The 16051-nt window shown below is 69.7% G+C and carries 14 protein-coding genes; 7 read left to right on the top strand and 7 right to left on the bottom strand.

The features are described 5' to 3' along the window. Positions 1 to 9 precede the first annotated feature (9 nt). Positions 10 to 1377, top strand: coding sequence for a protein kinase domain-containing protein (locus tag LIV37_RS40915; protein ID WP_020872923.1), 1368 nt, complete (start codon positions 10 to 12; stop codon positions 1375 to 1377). A 50-nt stretch (positions 1378 to 1427) separates the two neighbouring features. Here LIV37_RS40915 and LIV37_RS40910 read toward each other — a convergent pair whose 3' ends face one another. After that, positions 1428 to 2993, bottom strand: a complete 1566-nt coding sequence (locus tag LIV37_RS40910; protein WP_243146064.1) for a hypothetical protein — start codon at positions 2991 to 2993, stop codon at positions 1428 to 1430. A 218-nt stretch (positions 2994 to 3211) separates the two neighbouring features. Between LIV37_RS40910 and LIV37_RS40905 the strand changes: the two genes are divergently transcribed. The 3 genes from LIV37_RS40905 to LIV37_RS40895 all read left to right on the top strand — a co-directional run bounded on the left by LIV37_RS40905 (position 3212) and on the right by LIV37_RS40895 (position 6020). Beyond that, the gene (locus LIV37_RS40905; protein WP_020872922.1) at positions 3212 to 3892 is read left to right on the top strand and encodes a response regulator transcription factor; all 681 of its coding nucleotides are present in this window, start codon (positions 3212 to 3214) and stop codon (positions 3890 to 3892) included. Continuing rightward, positions 3879 to 5390 carry a sensor histidine kinase gene (locus tag LIV37_RS40900; RefSeq protein WP_121823909.1) on the top strand — a complete coding sequence of 504 codons (1512 nt, stop codon included), beginning with the start codon at positions 3879 to 3881 and terminating at the stop codon, positions 5388 to 5390. The genes LIV37_RS40905 and LIV37_RS40900 overlap by 14 nt, the downstream gene beginning before the upstream one ends. Positions 5391 to 5663: 273 nt before the next feature. Then, entirely contained in the window at positions 5664 to 6020 is a 357-nt protein-coding gene (locus LIV37_RS40895; protein ID WP_020872920.1) for a GyrI-like domain-containing protein, read from the top strand. Between the two features lie 143 nt (positions 6021 to 6163). On the opposite strand, the gene LIV37_RS40890 is transcribed toward LIV37_RS40895, so the two are convergent. The 4 genes from LIV37_RS40890 to LIV37_RS40875 form a co-directional block, all read right to left on the bottom strand. Next, a complete protein-coding gene (locus LIV37_RS40890) occupies positions 6164 to 6631 on the bottom strand; it encodes an ester cyclase (RefSeq protein ID WP_214663136.1) in 468 nt (155 codons plus the stop codon). Between the two features lie 113 nt (positions 6632 to 6744). Beyond that, a complete protein-coding gene (locus LIV37_RS40885; protein WP_020872918.1) occupies positions 6745 to 7350 on the bottom strand; it encodes a TetR family transcriptional regulator in 606 nt (201 codons plus the stop codon). A 151-nt stretch (positions 7351 to 7501) separates the two neighbouring features. After that, complete coding sequence (locus LIV37_RS40880) at positions 7502 to 8218, bottom strand: GntR family transcriptional regulator (RefSeq protein WP_020872917.1); 717 nt, start codon at positions 8216 to 8218, stop codon at positions 7502 to 7504. A 29-nt stretch (positions 8219 to 8247) separates the two neighbouring features. Further along, positions 8248 to 9138, bottom strand: a complete 891-nt coding sequence (locus LIV37_RS40875; protein WP_020872916.1) for a dihydrodipicolinate synthase family protein — start codon at positions 9136 to 9138, stop codon at positions 8248 to 8250. A gap of 126 nt (positions 9139 to 9264) precedes the next feature. On the opposite strand from LIV37_RS40875, the gene LIV37_RS40870 reads away from it, so the two are divergent. The 3 genes from LIV37_RS40870 to dhaL all read left to right on the top strand — a co-directional run bounded on the left by LIV37_RS40870 (position 9265) and on the right by dhaL (position 12512). Further along, positions 9265 to 10620, top strand: a complete 1356-nt coding sequence (locus tag LIV37_RS40870; protein WP_121823912.1) for an MFS transporter — start codon at positions 9265 to 9267, stop codon at positions 10618 to 10620. Between the two features lie 108 nt (positions 10621 to 10728). Then, complete coding sequence (locus LIV37_RS40865; RefSeq protein ID WP_020872914.1) at positions 10729 to 11727, top strand: dihydroxyacetone kinase subunit DhaK; 999 nt, start codon at positions 10729 to 10731, stop codon at positions 11725 to 11727. 92 nt (positions 11728 to 11819) lie between these two features. Continuing rightward, positions 11820 to 12512: a dihydroxyacetone kinase subunit DhaL gene (gene dhaL, locus LIV37_RS40860; protein ID WP_020872913.1), complete on the top strand. Its 693-nt coding sequence runs from the start codon at positions 11820 to 11822 to the stop codon at positions 12510 to 12512. Between the two features lie 431 nt (positions 12513 to 12943). On the opposite strand, the gene LIV37_RS40855 is transcribed toward dhaL, so the two are convergent. Together LIV37_RS40855 and LIV37_RS40850 are read right to left on the bottom strand one after the other, a co-directional pair. Beyond that, positions 12944 to 13972 carry an NADP-dependent oxidoreductase gene (locus LIV37_RS40855; protein WP_020872910.1) on the bottom strand — a complete coding sequence of 343 codons (1029 nt, stop codon included), beginning with the start codon at positions 13970 to 13972 and terminating at the stop codon, positions 12944 to 12946. An 85-nt stretch (positions 13973 to 14057) separates the two neighbouring features. Further along, positions 14058 to 16040, bottom strand: coding sequence for an oxidoreductase (locus LIV37_RS40850; RefSeq protein WP_121823913.1), 1983 nt, complete (start codon positions 16038 to 16040; stop codon positions 14058 to 14060). Between the last annotated feature and the right edge of the window lie 11 nt (positions 16041 to 16051).

The raw sequence follows: 16051 nt of genomic DNA, 5'->3' as shown, positions 1-16051 counted from the left end.
CGATCCTCCGTGACGCCCTCGGCCACCATCACGCTCACTCTCGTCGAGGGCCGGGTCAAGCCCGGCGCGTACGTCTTCGAGGAGCGCACCACCTGCGTCCTCGGCCGTTCCACCGACTGTTCGCCACGACTACCCGACGACTCCGACCACAAGACCGTCTCCCGCCACCACTGCCTGCTCGACATCAACCCGCCGGACATCCGCATCCGCGACTTCGGCAGCCTCAACGGCACGTACGTCAACGGCGAGAAGATCGGCCAGCGGCGCCGCGGCCTCACCCCCGAGGAGGCCGTCGCGGATTCCTACCCCGAGCACGACCTGAAGGACGGCGACCGGATCCGCCTCGGTGACACCGTGTTCCGCGTCGACATCACGCGGCCGCAGGTCGCCACGCTGAGGCTCGCGCGCTGCGCCAAGTGCGAGCGCGAGCTGGACGACGAGGCGGACGGCCGCCCCGGCGAGTTGTTGTGCGCCGCCTGTCAGGCCCGGCCCGACGCCGTGCTCAAGCTGCTGCTCGAGCTGGCGCACGGCGGCCGCGCCGACCTCAAGGCCATCCGCGGCTACTCGGTGATCCGGGAGCTCGGCCGTGGCGGCATGGGCGCGGTGTACCTGGCCCGGCACGAGGCCACCGGCGTCGAGGTGGCGCTGAAGGTGATGCTGCCGAAGGTGGCGGCGAGCGAGACGGCGCGCGCCCGGTTCCTGCGCGAGGTGGCGCTCACCCGGGCAATGAAGCATCCGCACGTCGTCACGCTGCACGACGCGGGCTTCGCCAACGGAACCTTCTATCTGACAACCGAGTTCTGCACCGGCGGCAGCCTGGACCGGCTCGTCGCCGAACGCGGCGGGCGACTCCCGGCCGAGGAAGCGGTGCCCATCGCGGTACAGGCGCTCAAGGGCCTGGAACACGCACACGGGCAGGGCGTCGTCCACCGCGACCTGAGCCCCTCCAACATCCTGCTGCACAGGGAGACCGACGGCTCTACGACGGCGAAGATCGCGGACTTCGGCATCGGAAAAGCCTTTGACCAGGCGGGCCTGAGCGGGCTGACACGCACCGGCACCACAGCGGGCAAACCGATGTTCATGCCGCGCCAACAGGTCATCGACTTCCGCAGGGCCACCCCCGCCGCGGACGTCTGGGCATTTGCCGCCTGCGTCTACCACACGCTGACCGGAAGGACCCCGCGCGAGTTCCCGCGCTCCAAGGACCCCTGGCAGGTCGTCCTGCAGGAGCCGGCGATCCCGATCCGCCGCCGCGACCCGGCCATCCCGCGACGCCTCGCGGACGTCATCGACACGGCGCTGCGGGAGCACCCCGAGATCGGCTGCGCGAGCGCGGCGGAGCTGCGCGGGGCGCTGGAGCGGGCGGTGCGGTGAGCCCTGACTGCGGCAGTTACACGGGAGAACCGTCAGGTCGGTATCTCTGGTCAGCAGTTGCCTTGCCAAGGCACCGCATAGGAGCTGCCGATTTCATACAGCCCTGGCGTGGAAACCCTGAAACGGATCCAGTCACCATCACGCTCGATACAACCAGCGCTGGTGCGCAGCCAGGGGGAATAGGGGATACGCAACCTGACCATGCCGGGCTTGGGAACCTGTACTGAAATTTCCGCACCGTCGCCGCTGACGACTGACGCATCCGCACCCGAGACAATCGGCCTGGCATCTTTCACCCGATAAATCTGCCACTGGGAGTCGTGCCATACCGGCTCCAGCCAGCTCGGTCTGCTGCGGACGAGCTTGGCTTCGTCTTTTGCCGCCCAGTCTGGCTCACCCTCCGGCAAGACGACATAGCCCACCGCCCACCTGTCGAGCCATGCGCGATATTTCCCGATCGTGAACTCGTTTTCATAAAAAAGGCCCCCACGTTCCACATCGAGCTGACGATTCCACCCTCGTGCCAGATTCACATGAGGACCGAGTACGGTGGTTTCACGATGGTTGACAGCAGGCACTGCCTCCACACGCGTGCGGTCCGCGTGCAAACGGTCGAGCGCTTTCAGTACACCTTGTGTGTGGGACGCCCATGACGGCACAGGTGTCGACATATTGAGCACATGGACAGTGTGTGCCGTCACCCACTGCACGGAAAGAGCGAGGGAGAGCCCGACAGCCACCCTTGGCACTATTTGAACGCCTCGTTCGAGTAGCACGCAGAGCAGCACCGGAGGCCCGAATAGTTCAGCGAGACGGATTACGTTGGAACCGACCGGCGAAGAAATCATACCGGCCAAGACAACACCTGACGCGTAAACCGCGGAGCTGAAACGCAGAGTCCTCCACTTGTGCGGCGCCAGCAGCGTCAGAACGATTCCAAAGAGGGCCGGCTTCCAGATGTCGTCCATTTCCATGGGCATTACGCCACTATAAGGGAAGAGTGAGGTTGCCAAAGCGACCACTGCGACGGGCGGTGCACAAACAGCGACAGCTCTTCCAATATCCCGGTTCAAGAGCCACCCCGCCCCAAGAACCAGGAGGAACAGCCCTGCGACGGGACTGGCCAGAGTTGCCAGGGCGCTGAACGCCGATGCCAGGACCAAGCGTCGGCTGGAACCTGCCAGGCCAAGACAGGATATGAGTGCCAGAGCCACGCCCAGTGCGAAAGTCGAGCGGCCCGATGCGACATTCGCCCAGAGAGACAGGACCGCCAGAAGGGCGGGCCACAGCGGACGACTCACTCCGTTGCGTACGAACACACACCCCATGAACCACGAGGCGATGATTCCCGCCCCCACGGTGACCGTCCGTACGCCGAGAAAAGCCATCAAGTGCGGTGCGATTACACTGTAGTTGCCAACATGGATGCCCCCGTACCAGCCCAGGTTGTAGGGGGACCCGGGGTGTCGGGAGACGAAATCCGCCCATGAAAATTGCGCGGCAAGATCACCGCCACCTGTTGCCAGATAGGCTGCCCATACCGCATACAGCGGCAGGGCTAGGGCTGCGGCCGAAATCGGGACGTAGATCGGCGACAGGGGCGCGATGACGACCACGGCTTTGGCCGGGCTCGTTGATTGCCGACGGGCGGCTACGGGAGGGGAAACCGTTCCGGCCTCGGCGGGGCCACGTTCATCAACGGACATCGGCGACAGGGCCTTTCAGCAGTGGCGAAGAGACTCCGCCAGCGTGCCCGGACCTCGTTGACCGACTGCTGACCCAACCTGACCGGCCGATCAGGAAGGCGGCCCGGCGCTGTGCGAGGCTGCACCACATGCGCATCCTGGTGGTCGAAGACGAGGTGGACCTTGCCCACACCCTGCACACCGGTCTGACCGCCGAGGGCTACAGCGTCGACCTCGCCCATGACGGCCGGCACGGACTGTGGATGGCCCGGACCGGCGAATACGCCCTCGTCGTACTGGACTTGATGCTGCCCGGGCTCAACGGCTACAAGGTCTGCGCCCAGCTGCGCCGGGAGGGCAACGCGACCCCCATCCTGGTACTCACCGCCAAGGACGGGGACTGGGATCAGGCGGAGGCCCTGGACACGGGGGCCGATGACTACCTGGCCAAACCCTTCTCCTACACGGTGCTCGTCGCACGGCTGCGGGCCCTGGTCAGACGAGCCGCCGCGGTCGCCCCGCCCGTCCTTGCCGTGGGCGACCTCTCGTTGGACGTCGCCGGCCGGGTCTGCCGCCGGGCCGGGACCCGGGTGGAACTCACACCCAGGGAGTTCGCCGTGCTGGAGCTGCTGGCCCGCCGGGCGGGCCAGGCGGTCTCCAAAGCGGATCTGCTCTACCACGCGTGGCCCGACGAAGCTGAGGATCCCAACCTGGTGGAGGCGCGCGTCAGCGCCCTCCGCAAGAAGGTGGACGCCGCGTTCCACCGGCAGTCCCTGCAGACCGTACGGGGTACCGGCTACCGGCTGGTGGACGACCGTGAACGCGACTGAGCCGCGACGCCGCTGGTGGCCGCGTTCGGTACGAGCCCGCACGGCCTTGGCGGCGGCCTCTGCCGCCGCTGTGATCCTGGTCGGCATCGGCTGGTGGGTCCACCACGACGTCTACCGCCAGAGCACACAGATCGCCCAAGGGCAGGCGCAGGAACAACTCCTGGCTCTCGTCGATCAGCTGAAGGAGGGCGCGGTTCCCGCTCGCCGAAGCACCGTGCCGTACGAGATCGTCGCGACCGGCCGACGCGCCGCTGTCGCCTACGGCGGAGGCATGGAGGAGTTCGATCCCGGCACCCGCCATGTGCTGCCCGCCCCACCGAAGGCCGAGCTGCCCGCCCCACCGGATGACGGGGCGGCCTGGGGCTACACGACCCGCCCCATCCGTATACCGGCACGCCAGGACTCCAAGCCCGGGGACCGGTTCGGCAAGGACGGTGGGACCTACCCGGTCATGTACGACGACGTCAGGGCCGATGAACTGAGCGGTGACAAAGTCGCCGCTCTGGGCGTCGGCGCCGACGCCCGGCTGAGGGTCTACGTGGTGGTGCTCCCGCACGCGGGCGAGGACATCGCCGAGGCGATCACCAAGGCCACCGACCGCCTGCTGCTGCGGGCCGGGCTCGTCAGCCTCGTACTGATCGCCACCGTCGCCTACTTCGCCGTCCGCATCGCGCTGCGGCCGGTCGAAGCCATCCGCGTCCTCACCGCCTCGGTCACCGCGAACGACCCCCGCGAACGCGTCACCGTCCCCGCCACGGGACACGAGATCACCGCCCTGGCCACCACCATCAACACCACCCTCCAACGCCTCGACAACGCCGCCGCCCAGCAACGCCGCTTCGTCGCGGACGCCGCCCACGAACTGCGCAGCCCCCTCACCACACTGCTGGCCAGCCTGGAAGTCGCGCTCGCCTACCCGGAACGCACCGACTGGCCCGCCGCGGCCACCACCGCCGCACGACAGACCCGCCGCCTCCAGGCCCTCGCCGAAGACCTGCTGCTCCTCGCCCGCCTCGACACCCCGACCCCCACAGCCGGCCCCGAAACCGTCGACCTGACAGCCCTCGCCTCCCGGCTGGCCGAGCAATACCCCCTCACCGAACGACCGTTGACGCTCACCTGCGACAGCAGCACCCCCGCACACGCACACGGAAACCCCGACGAATACGAACGGCTGCTGCGCAACCTCATCGACAACGCCGCCCGCCACGCCGCACACCGCATCCAGATCACCATCCGGAACGAGGACGCCTGGGTCGTCCTCACGGTGCACGACGACGGACCGGGCGTGCCCCCCGAGGACGCCGAGCGCATCTTCGAACGCTTCGTCCGGCTCGACGACGCCCGCTCCCGCGACCACGGCGGCACCGGCCTGGGCCTCGCCATCGCCCGCGACCTGGCCCACCGCCACCGAGGAACCCTCACCCTCACCCCCCGGACCCTCGGAGCATGCTTCCAGCTACGCCTACCCCAAGCCCCCGCCCCAGCCGAGAAATAGCGCACTTCACCGCGACAATTGACACACTCCACCGCAGCCGCACCGACCACCTGACGAGACGCCGCTGATGGTGCCCACCCAAGCGGCGCGGGCTACCGCAGGCTCACTGACATCGTCCTCGCCGGCACGTGGCACGGATGGATCGCTCGCCCAGGCCAACAGCCGACTTCCGGACCCGACTGACGGTCTCGGCCTGGCCGCCGGGTTATGTCAGAGCCTGAGTCCGGTCAGCCGCTTGAGTCTCTCCCAGCGGGAGGGTGCAGGCTCGCGGTCATGAGCGGGCTCCCGCCCGGCGGCCGCTACGAACACACGATCTTCACCGAGGGCCAGGGCCGTGCCACCGTCTATCTCCCGGCCGAGCCGCCCCTGCCGCCAGGAGCGTCTGATGCCGTACGGGAGCTCCACCTGCCTCAGCGGACAGCCGTCGTCGCCACCCACTGCGGTCCGCACGACGACCTCGACCTCACCTACGCCGCCGTTGGCACCTTTGCCGCCCGAAACGGCCTGCGCTCTGCTGACCTCGTCGAGGAGGTCTATCTGGTCGGGCCGCGCGACACCGACCAGCCCGATCGTTGGCGCACCCTCGTGGCGTGGCTGCTCGCCTCCGACAGCGCTCAATCGTCGGCGTAGGGGCAGCAAGGCCAGGCCCAGGCCCCGCGCCGCACGGCGCGAGCCGCCCCGCCTACGGGTTGTGCCGGGAACAGGACGAGGGAGGTGTGCGTCCGCCCGCGGACGCGCACCTCCCTCGTGTCCCTCGTGATCGGCGGGCTTGGTCAGCTGTCGGCCTCGGCCGTCCCCGTGACCGCGGAGGCGAAGTCCGGCTGCACGCCCAGCTGCGCGAGCAGGGCGCTGATGCCGAAGTAGCAGTTGAACTCCTTGATCTTGCCGTCTTCGACGTACCAGAAGTCGGCGGTCGGGACACTGAGCTTCGCGCCGGTCGGCTGGACGACGCCGACAGGTGTTTCGAACGGCCCGGCGAAGGTGCCCTCGATGGTCAGCTCGACGGCCACGATGTCGCTCATCACATGGAACCGGTGGAGCTCCCGGTGGATGTCCGGCACCAGCCGGCCCATGGATACGACCTGGTCGCCCAGGTGCTCACCGCGGAAGCTCTCCCCGGCGACGACATTGTTGAACACGCCGTCCTCGGCGAACAGGTCCTTGAATCCCTGGACGTCCAGGACGGCGCCTTCCGCCGCGTGGTACGCCGCCTCTACCACGGCTGCTGCGTGAGGGGACATCGCCGCTCTCCCTTCCATGAAGTTAATCAATCGATTGATTAGAATCATGCCGACACCTGGGAGCCCTGTCAAGCAATCATTTGAATTGTTGGGTAGAACCGTCTCCGGCCTGGTCAGCGACCGACGACGGGGTATCCGTGGAACGCTCCGGCCACCACGGGGATCAGCTGACGCCCAATCCGCTCGGTGGGCATGGCGGCCAGTTCGGTGCCGATGGGCGCCAGGGCGAGCCAGTTCAGCATGCCTGCGGCGCACCGCGTCCGGAAGATGAGCTCCTGCTCCTCGACTCCGGGAAGGTTCACCATCAGCACCCGGAGGGCATCCTGGCGGGCCCGGTCGAACTTGCCGGCCAGCCGGCCCCACCCCTGGGGCGGATCGATTCCGACGCGCGCCACGGTCCGCATCACGGCGAGGTCTTGTCCACCGGCCCCCAGCGCGCGCACCATCGGCCGGGCGAACGCCTCCGCCAGCTCCTGGAGTGTCGAAGTGGTACCAAGGGATTCGACGGCCAGGATCTGCGCGTCCAGGTACCGTTCCAAGGCCCGCTCGATCGCCGACTCGCACAGCCCGTTCAACGATCCGAAGTGGTAACTCACCGCGGCCACATTGGCGCCGGCGCGGTCTGTGACCTCGCGGAGCGTCAGGCCTTCCTGCCCTCTTTCCGCGAGCAGTTCCAGGGCGGCCGTCAGCAGCCCGTCCCGCGTGCGCTGACCGGCCACCCTACGCAAATCCGTCTTTTCACCCCGTGCCACGGCATGAACTCAAGCAGTTGCTTGAGTTCATTGTCAAGCAGCGGTGCCGCGCATACGAAGGCCCCGCCGGTCAGGACCAATCCCTGTCCGGCGGGGCCCGGCGCGTCGCGCGCGGCGGTCAGTCGCCGCCCAGCGCGCCGCCGAGGTCCTCCACCGTCCACTGCTGCACCTCGTCGACATGGAGCGCCGCGGCGGCCATGGCGGCCTCCGCGTCCCGGTCCAGCATCGCGTCGACGATCTCCAGATGGCGGCGGGTGGACCCGGCGATGCGGTGCGGGCCGGTGGCGCCCAGGACCCGCAGCCACTGGACGAACGGCTCGACCGAACTGCGCGCCCGCACCAGGCGGGTGTTGCCCGCGTGGGTCACGATCAGGTTGTGCAGCCGGAAGTCGCTCTCGAAGAAGGGCTCGAAATCCCCCTCGTCCGCATGGCGCTTGGCCGTCACGATCTCCTCGCGCAGCTCACGCAGCAGCGCCTCGGGCATCGTCCGGGCCGACAGACCGGTGGCCACCCACTCGATGCCCTTGCGCAGCTGGCACACCTCGACCACATCGTCGGCCGTCGGCTGGACCACGAAGGTGCCCGACCGGGGGCGGGTGATGATGAGCTGGTCGTACTCCAGCCGGTTGAGCGCCTCGCGCACCGGCGTCTTGGACGTGCCGAACTCCTCGGTGAGGTCGTTGATGGCGATCCGCGAGCCCGCCCTCATCCGGCCGTGCACGATCCGGTGCCGTAGCACGCGATAGATCTGGTCGGGCAGCTTTTCCACCACCACCGGCTGCTCGGGCGCGCCGAGCGGAGAAGCGGTCGGAGGGGACGGGGTCGGGGGGTTCATCGAGCTCACCTTCTACGATCGCGGTCCGGTCAAGGAGCCGTCAGCAGACCGGCCTTCCCCAGGGCGTCGGCGATGACGGCGCGCTCCTCGTCTGTCGCGGGAGTGAACGGGTGGCGCGGCAGGCCGCCGTCGCGGCCCTGAAGCTTCAGGGCCGCCTTGAGCCTGGCCGGCAGGTTGGGGCCGTCGATCGCGCGCCAGACCCCCAGTATGACGTTGTGGAGGCGCAGCGCCTCACCGTGGTCCCCGCGCCGGACGGCCTCCCACAGCTCCACGCTGAGCCGGGGGGTGACGGTGGGGATGGCGGCGAGCGCGCCATGGGCGCCCATGGCGAACGCCGGGTAGTGCAGGTCGTCGAGGGCGGCGAGGATCGTGAAGCGGTCCCGGACGCGGTGCAGCAGATCGGCGAGCAGATGCATGTCGCCGCCGCTCTGCTTGACCGCGATCACCTCCGGGACGTCGCCGAGCCGCTCGATGACGTCCACCGGGACCAGCGCCCAGGGCACCACGTTGTAGACGACGATCGGCAGGCCCACCACGGAGCCGATGCGGCGAAAGTAGTCGACGGTCTGGTCCGCGTCGGGGGCGAAGACATAGTGGACCGGGGTGACTTGAAGGGCGTCCACCCCGGCTTCCTTGAGTGCCTGGCCGTAACGGATGGCCTCCGCCGTGGAGTTCTGGATGACGCCGCCGATCACCGGGACCCGGCCGTCCACCTCCTTGACGACCCGGGCGCAGATCGCGGCGCTCTCCTCTGCCGACAGGGCGTGGCCCTCACCGGTGCTGCCGCACGCACAGATGGCCGTGACGCCGGAGTCCAGCAGGTACTGGATCTCGGGGCCGAGCAGGTCCAGATCCACCTGGTCATCGCCGTCGAAGGGGGTCACCACGGTCGAGATGATCCCGTGCAGATCGAGTGTCACGTTGTCTCCCTCGTGTGTCGACGGCCCCGCGAGCGCCGTCTGCGGTGATTCCGGGGCGCTGATCCCTGGACGGAACCCATGACGCAAGCCTAGCATCTGGAATCTGAAATATCAGAGAGGACTCGGATGCTCACCCCTGCCTCAGCATTGAGTCGGACGACGCTTCCCGGCGCCGACCGCACCGCCGCCCGGCGGGTCGCCGTCGCCAGCGCCCTCGGCACGACCGTCGAGTACTACGACTTCACGCTCTACGCCACCACCGCGGCCCTCGTCTTCGACCACGTCTTCTTCCCCTCGGTGAACGACGCGGTCGGGACCCTGGCGGCGTTCTCCACCTTCTTCGTCGGCTATCTCGCCCGCCCGCTCGGCGGCGTTGTCTTCGGCCACTTCGGGGACCGGCTCGGCCGCAAGACCGTCCTGGTGACCACCTTGCTGCTGATGGGCCTGGGCACCTTCTGCATCGGCCTCCTGCCCTCCTACGACACCACCGGCATCGCCGCGCCGATCCTGCTGGTCCTCATCCGGCTGATCCAGGGGCTCGGCATGGGCGGTGAGTACGGCGGCGGGGTGCTCATGGCGCTGGAGTACGCCCCGCGTGAACGGCAGGGCCTGTACACCAGCCTGGTGCACATCGGGACCCCGGCCGGGGTCCTGCTGCCGGTCGGTCTGGTGAGCGTACTCAGCGCCACCATGTCCGAGACCTCCTTCGACGCCTGGGGCTGGCGGATCCCGTTCCTCGCCAGCATCGTGCTGGTCGGCCTCGGGCTGTATCTGCGCTTCACCCTGAGCGAGAGCCCGGAGTTCCGGAAGCTGCGCGCCGACCGCGAGGTGCGGAAGATCCCGCTGCGCGGGCTGGCCGACGGCCATCTGGGCTCGGTGGGCTGCTCGATCATCGCCAAGATCGCGGAGAGCGGTCTGTTCAACGTCTACTACGTCGTGGCGCTCGCCTACGCGACGGATGAACTCGGCGTGGGCAAGCAGCCGGTGCTCATCGCCATCCTCATCGCCTGTGCGCTGGAGTGTCTGGCCCTCCCGCTGTTCGGGGCGCTCTCCGACCGCGTCGGACGCCGACTGGTCTATGTGGGCGGCGCCCTCTTCCAGGCGCTGCTGATCGTGCCGTTCTTCCTGCTCGTCCAGACCCGCGACCCGGTTCTGATCACCCTCGCGATGACGCTGGGCCTGGCGATCGGGCACGGCGCGATGTACGGCGCCCAGGGCGCGCTGTTCGCCAACCTCTACCCGGTCGCCCTGCGGTACACCGGTCTGTCCGTCAGCCAGCAGGTCGGCGCCACGCTGGGCGGGGGTCTGTCACCTCTGCTGGGCACCGCGCTGATCACCGCCTTCGACGGAAGCCCGACCGGTGTCTGCCTCTACGCCGTGGGCGTCGTACTGCTGTCGGGGGTGTGCACCCTCGCCCTGCGGCGCGGTGACCACCGGCCTCTGCGGTGGCGCCCCGGAGGTGCGCCCACCGCCGCGGAATGAGCGCGTCCGGAGCCCTCCCGCCCGCTCCCCTCACCATGGGGGTCGAGCGGAACCCTCCGCCCGCCCGCACCTCGTCCTTGCCCTCACCTCGTCAGGGAAGTCACCACCATGCCGCGCTACTTCGCCGACTCGGCCGAGTCGATCGTCGCCGACGCCCTCGCCGGATTCGCCTCCGCCCACGCCGACCTCGTCAGCCACCACCCCGACCACGGTTATCTGCGCACCCGTAACCGCTCCCCCGAGCGCCGGGTCGGGCTGGTCTCGGGAGGCGGTTCCGGCCATGAGCCGCTGCACGCGGGGTTCATCGGGGCCGGGATGCTGGACGCCGCATGCCCCGGCCGGATCTTCGCCTCGCCCCACAACCGGCAGATCTTCGAGGCCAGCCGCGCCGTCGCCGGACCCGGCGGGGTGCTGCACATCGTCAAGAACTACACCGGCGACCGCATCAACTTCGGCATCGCCGCCGAACGCCTCGCCCACGAGCAAATACCCTGCGCCCGCGTCCTGGTGGACGACGACCTCGCCACCGACTCCGAGGACATCGTGGTGGGCCGGCGCGGGACCGGCGCGACCCTGATCGTGGAGAAGATCCTCGGCGCCGCCGCCGACGAGGGACGCGGACTGGACGAACTCGCCGCACTCGGCGCCGAGGTGGCCCGGCGCTCCCGCAGCCTGGCCGTCGCCTCCGCCGCCCACACCACGCCAGGAACCGGGGGCCGGGCCTTCGAACTGCCCGACGACGTCCTGGAGTTCGGCGTCGGCATCCACGGTGAGCGCGCCGAGGGCACCACCCCCGTCATGCCGCTCGGCCAACTCGTCCGGACGATGACCACCCGGCTGCTGGCCGCGCTGCCCGACACCCCTCGGCCACGTGTGCTCGCCCTGGTCAACGGGCTCGGCGCGACGACCTCCCTGGAGCTGTACGGCATCCATCACGCCCTCACCGCGGCTCTGGACGATACCGGCGTCGCCCTCGACCGGTCCCTGACCGGAACGCTGGTCAGCGCCCTCGACATGCGCGGCTTCTCGCTGTCCCTGCTCGCCACCGACGACGAACTGCTGCGGCTGTGGGACGCGCCTGCCCGCACCCCCGCCTGGCCGCTGTGACCCGTTCACGACCGGCCGAACGGCCCCGAGCGGCGGGACCGCCGCACATGATGCCGACCGCACGACCACAGATTCCCGAGGAGTCCTCCGCCATGTCAGCGACGCCGACGTCCGCCCCACACCACCTCACGTATGACACCACCGCAGCCTGGCTCAGCCGCTTCGCCACCACGGCCGAATCGGTGGAACCCGAACTGACCGCCCTCGACCAGCGGGCCGGCGACGGTGACTTCGGCACCAATCTCGCGGGCGGGATGGCAGGGGTGCGCCGGGCGCTCGACGCGCTGTCCGACGCCCCGCCCGCCGGCCGGGACTCCCCCGCCGTGCCGCTCGCCACGGCGGCACGGGTCTTCCTCGACGACGTGGGCGGCACCAGCGGCCCGCTGTTCGGACTGCTGCTCCAGGAACTCGCCACCGCCGTCGCCACCAACCCCGCCACTGCGGGCACCCGCGAACTGGCCGCGGGTACCGCCGCCGGCGCGGCCGCCATCCAGCGGGTCGGCGAGGCCGAGGTCGGCGACAAGACACTGGTCGACGCACTCGTCCCGGCCGCACTGGCGCTCGCAGAATGCGCCCCGGACACCGAGCCCGGCCAGTCGCTCCACCAGGCGGCGGCGGCCGCCCACGAAGGCGCCCGCGCCACCACCGATCTGCGCGCCCGGCGCGGCCGCGCCAGCTATACGGGCGACCACGCGCGCGGAGTGCCCGACCCCGGCGCCATGGCCATCGCCCTGCTGTTCGCCTCGTACGACGACGCGCTCAGCTCACTGCACCAGCTGCCATAGACCCGGCCCAGGGCCTCCCGGGACCCGGATGGATCGCACCTACCGAGCCGCCAAGGCCCCGCACTGCAGCCGCTGAGCTGGGCGTTTGTTGCCGCCGCCATGCGCGAGCAGGCCGGTGGGCCAGCTCCGCGCGGTGCCCATCATCAGGTCAGCTCAGCCGTGAACGGTGTTGAGGACGGCGGCGAGCTTTCCCGGCGCGCTGATCATTGCCAGGTGACCGGTGTCGAGGTCGATGACCTCCGCCCGGAGCAACGCGATGGATCGCTGCCGCGGTTCCTCGACGTAACACTGGTCCCGGGTAAGGTGGACCTACGTCCGTGGGATATCCCTCCGGTAGCCGCTCAGGTCCACGGTCTCGCTCAGCAGGGCGGCCGAGAAGAAGCGCCTCCGACTGAATGTCGCCATCGCGCGGCCTCGCCTCATCCATCGAGTCAGCCGAGGCTGACGAGCGTCTTTCCAGCCGTTCGGCCAGCGATCATCTCCGTCAGCGCATGCGGAGCCGACTCCAGACCCGTGAAAACCGTCTCGCGATAATCCAGCTCGCCGCTGCGAAGCCACCCGGTCATCCGGTGCCGCATCTGCTCCATGAGACGCAGGTTGCCGCTCCCGCGGAAGCCACGAAGGGTCAGGTCCTTGGACACCGCGAGGAACAGGTTCCGCGGCCCGGCCGGGCCGGACTCGTACTCCGAGATCGAGCCACACATCGCTACGCGCCCACCCCTCCTCAGGTGTGACAGGGCGGCCTCCAGGTGGAGCCCTCCGACAGAGTCGAAATAGACGTCGATTCCGTCGGGCGCGATGTCGCCCAGCCTTTCCCCGATGTTCCCTGCCCGGTAGTTGAAGGCCTCGGCGCCCAGGCGGTCCCGCAGCCAGTCGACCTTGTCGTCGGTGCCCGCGCTGGCCACTACCCGGTTGCCCATGAGCCGTGCGATCTGCACGGCCAAGCTGCCCACCGCCCCCGCAGCGGCCGAGACCCAGACCGTTTCCCCACCTCGTAGCGCGTCAACGACGTGCAGACCGGCGTAGGCCGTCAATCCCATACCGCCCAGCGGGCCGAGATACCACTGCGGCTCGCATTCATCGACGTCCAGGCGTGTCAGGGTGCCGAGTCCGCTGAGCTGCTCGGCACCCGCGTCCACCACCGCGTAGTCGCGCCAGCCCTGGGCGTGCCACACCACGTCACCCGGGGCGAAGCCCTCGGCCCGGGACTCCACCACCTCCCCCACTGTCATGATGCCGTCCATGGCGCGGCCGAGAGCGAATGCGGCGAAGTAGCCGGAGGGCGCGTCGGGACGCAGCCGCAGCCGAAGGCCGGGGTCCACCGATGTCCACGTGTTGCGTACGAGCACCTGCCCCGGCCCGGGCCGGGGCACAGGGACCTCGACCACCTCGAAGTCGTCCGGGCTGACGCTGCCGGCCGGATACGTCCTGACCCGGATCTCCCGTCCAGTCCGCATCATGCCGGTACCACCGTGACGGGCGTCATGACACGACCTTTCCGCTGTCATCGTTCATGCGCATGAATTGAACCATGTTGAACCAATATCAGTTTGGTATGACCGGGCGCAACGGTCGAGCCCGGCTGTGCGGCATACGCTGTCGTACAGCGGTGGCGACTCTGACCGCGGCCTCCCGCCCCTCGGCGATCGCGTGCGCCACACGTCGCGGAACCACGGCGTCGCCGACCGTCAGTACCAGGGGGGCGGCGCAGTCCAGGGCGGAGCGCGGGCGGCGCTCCCCCACCACGACGACCCGGTCCGCGGGCACGGTGGTGGTCCCTCCGGAGGTGCGGTGAGCGACGGTGACGCCTTCGGAACTGATGCCGGTCGCCGTGCACAACGGCAGGATCTCAAGTTCGCAGGTGCCCGAAAGACGTTCCAGCAGTTGGACGCGGCTCTCGGGCGGGATCGCCCCGGCGAAGGCCGTTCCCGGCGTGACGAAGGTGATGCGGGGAACCCCCGCGGCTACGGCCAGTTCCACGACGTCGCACCCCGGCCACCAGCCGAACCCGTCGTCTGCCACGAGCACCTGCGCGGCACCGGCCAGCGACGGAACTCCCCGCGCCAGCGCGACCGACGAGGCCATGGCCCCAGTCTCCAGTAGCGGCGATGTCTCCACCGCGCCCGTGGCCAGCACCACGGCGTCGAATCCTTCGAGTTCGGCGCCCGGCCCCGCGGTCCGCCCCAGACGTACGTCGACACCCGCGGCGGACAGCCCCCGTTCGTAGAAGCCGAGCAGCGCGGCCCAACCGGTGCGGTGGGGCGCCAGAGCCGCCGTGGCGAGCTGTCCGCCCAGCCGGTCGGCGGCCTCGAAGAGGACGACATCCGCCACCCCGGCGCGGGCGAGACTCAGCGCGCACTCCAGGCCCGCCGGTCCCGCCCCCACGACGGCCACGCGCTGTCCGGTGACGCGTTCCTGGTCCCACGCGCGCACCAGCGGTGCGGCGGGCCGACGCGGTTCGCCGGGCGGCGCGAGGTCCGGGTTGACCACACACAGCAGCACCGGGTCGAACGTCCGGCAGTCCTCGTTGCAGGCCACGCAGGGCCGGACCTCCGCCGCACGTCCGGTGAGCACCTTGCGCGGCAGGTCCGGATCGGCGATGAGTGCGCGCGCCATCCCCACCAGGTCGGCTCCGGCCGCCAAGGCCTCGCCGATCGCGGAAGCGGTACGAAAGGCGTGGGACGCCACGAGCGGCCGGGTGACAAGTGGCCGCAGCCGCGCCAGATCGTCCAGCACCGGGGGGCGTTCGGTGGCCATGTCACGGACGTAGGTGGTCCGCACCCCGACGGTGACGTTGACGTAGTCGACCAGCGGATCCACGGCCGGCAGCAGGACGGCCAGCTCGTCCGGCGTCAGCGCCACGTCCTCCGAGGCGTCGACGCTGAAACGGATGCCCAGCAACGCGTCGGCCGACAGCCCGCGAACCGCCGCGATCACCCGCCCCAGCACCTCGAGCCCGTCACCGCGCGGGTTCGTCCGCGGCGAGAGGAACTGCTCCAGCAGATAGCCGTGAGCGGCGTGCAATTCGATCCCGTCGAACCCCGCCTCCAGAGCGTGGGCGGACGATACGCGGAACGCCTCCACCACCTCGTCGACCTCGCTGCCGAGCAGAGCACGCGGCGCCGTCGGCTCACGGGGAGAACGCACGGCCGCGGGAGCGACCGGCGCGTAGTACGACTGCGCGCCGAGCGTCTCCCGGCCAAGATGAACGAGCTGACAGACGGCGACCGCGCCTTCAGCATGCATGGCCTCCACCCGCCGCCGCAGCGGCTGGACCGCCTCCGGACGATGGAGCGAGAGGATGTTCCCCTGCCGCGGCGCGGACTCCGGCGCCACCGTCGTACCACCGCAGACCAGCAGCGCCGCGCCACCGGCTGCCAGACGGCCCCAGTACTCGGCGTCGCCACCAACCGGCAGCCCGTCCCGTACGAAACCGCTGGCGTGGGCCGTGGCGACCAGCCGGTTCCGCAACGTCGACGAACCGACGACCAGCGGCGCGGCGGCCAATGGAAGATGTGATGCGGCCATGGGCCCTCCGG

Source organism: Streptomyces rapamycinicus NRRL 5491, from assembly GCF_024298965.1.
GTDB classification, from domain to species: domain Bacteria; phylum Actinomycetota; class Actinomycetes; order Streptomycetales; family Streptomycetaceae; genus Streptomyces; species Streptomyces rapamycinicus.
The sequence above is the reverse complement of the archived record's forward strand: the minus strand, read 5'-3'. Positions and strand labels throughout refer to the sequence as shown.

Excerpts from the sequence above, each read along its gene's own strand:
- LIV37_RS40880 (WP_020872917.1), bottom strand. The coding sequence starts at position 8,218 with ATGAACCCCCCGACCCCGTCCCCTCCGACCGCTTCTCCGCTCGGCGCG.
- LIV37_RS40890 (WP_214663136.1), bottom strand. The coding sequence starts at position 6,631 with ATGTCCCCTCACGCAGCAGCCGTGGTAGAGGCGGCGTACCACGCGGCG.
- LIV37_RS40905 (WP_020872922.1), top strand. The coding sequence starts at position 3,212 with ATGCGCATCCTGGTGGTCGAAGACGAGGTGGACCTTGCCCACACCCTG.
- LIV37_RS40850 (WP_121823913.1), bottom strand. The coding sequence starts at position 16,040 with ATGGCCGCATCACATCTTCCATTGGCCGCCGCGCCGCTGGTCGTCGGT.
- LIV37_RS40865 (WP_020872914.1), top strand. The coding sequence starts at position 10,729 with ATGCCGCGCTACTTCGCCGACTCGGCCGAGTCGATCGTCGCCGACGCC.
- LIV37_RS40870 (WP_121823912.1), top strand. The coding sequence starts at position 9,265 with ATGCTCACCCCTGCCTCAGCATTGAGTCGGACGACGCTTCCCGGCGCC.
- dhaL (WP_020872913.1), top strand. The coding sequence starts at position 11,820 with ATGTCAGCGACGCCGACGTCCGCCCCACACCACCTCACGTATGACACC.
- LIV37_RS40855 (WP_020872910.1), bottom strand. The coding sequence starts at position 13,972 with ATGATGCGGACTGGACGGGAGATCCGGGTCAGGACGTATCCGGCCGGC.
- LIV37_RS40895 (WP_020872920.1), top strand. The coding sequence starts at position 5,664 with ATGAGCGGGCTCCCGCCCGGCGGCCGCTACGAACACACGATCTTCACC.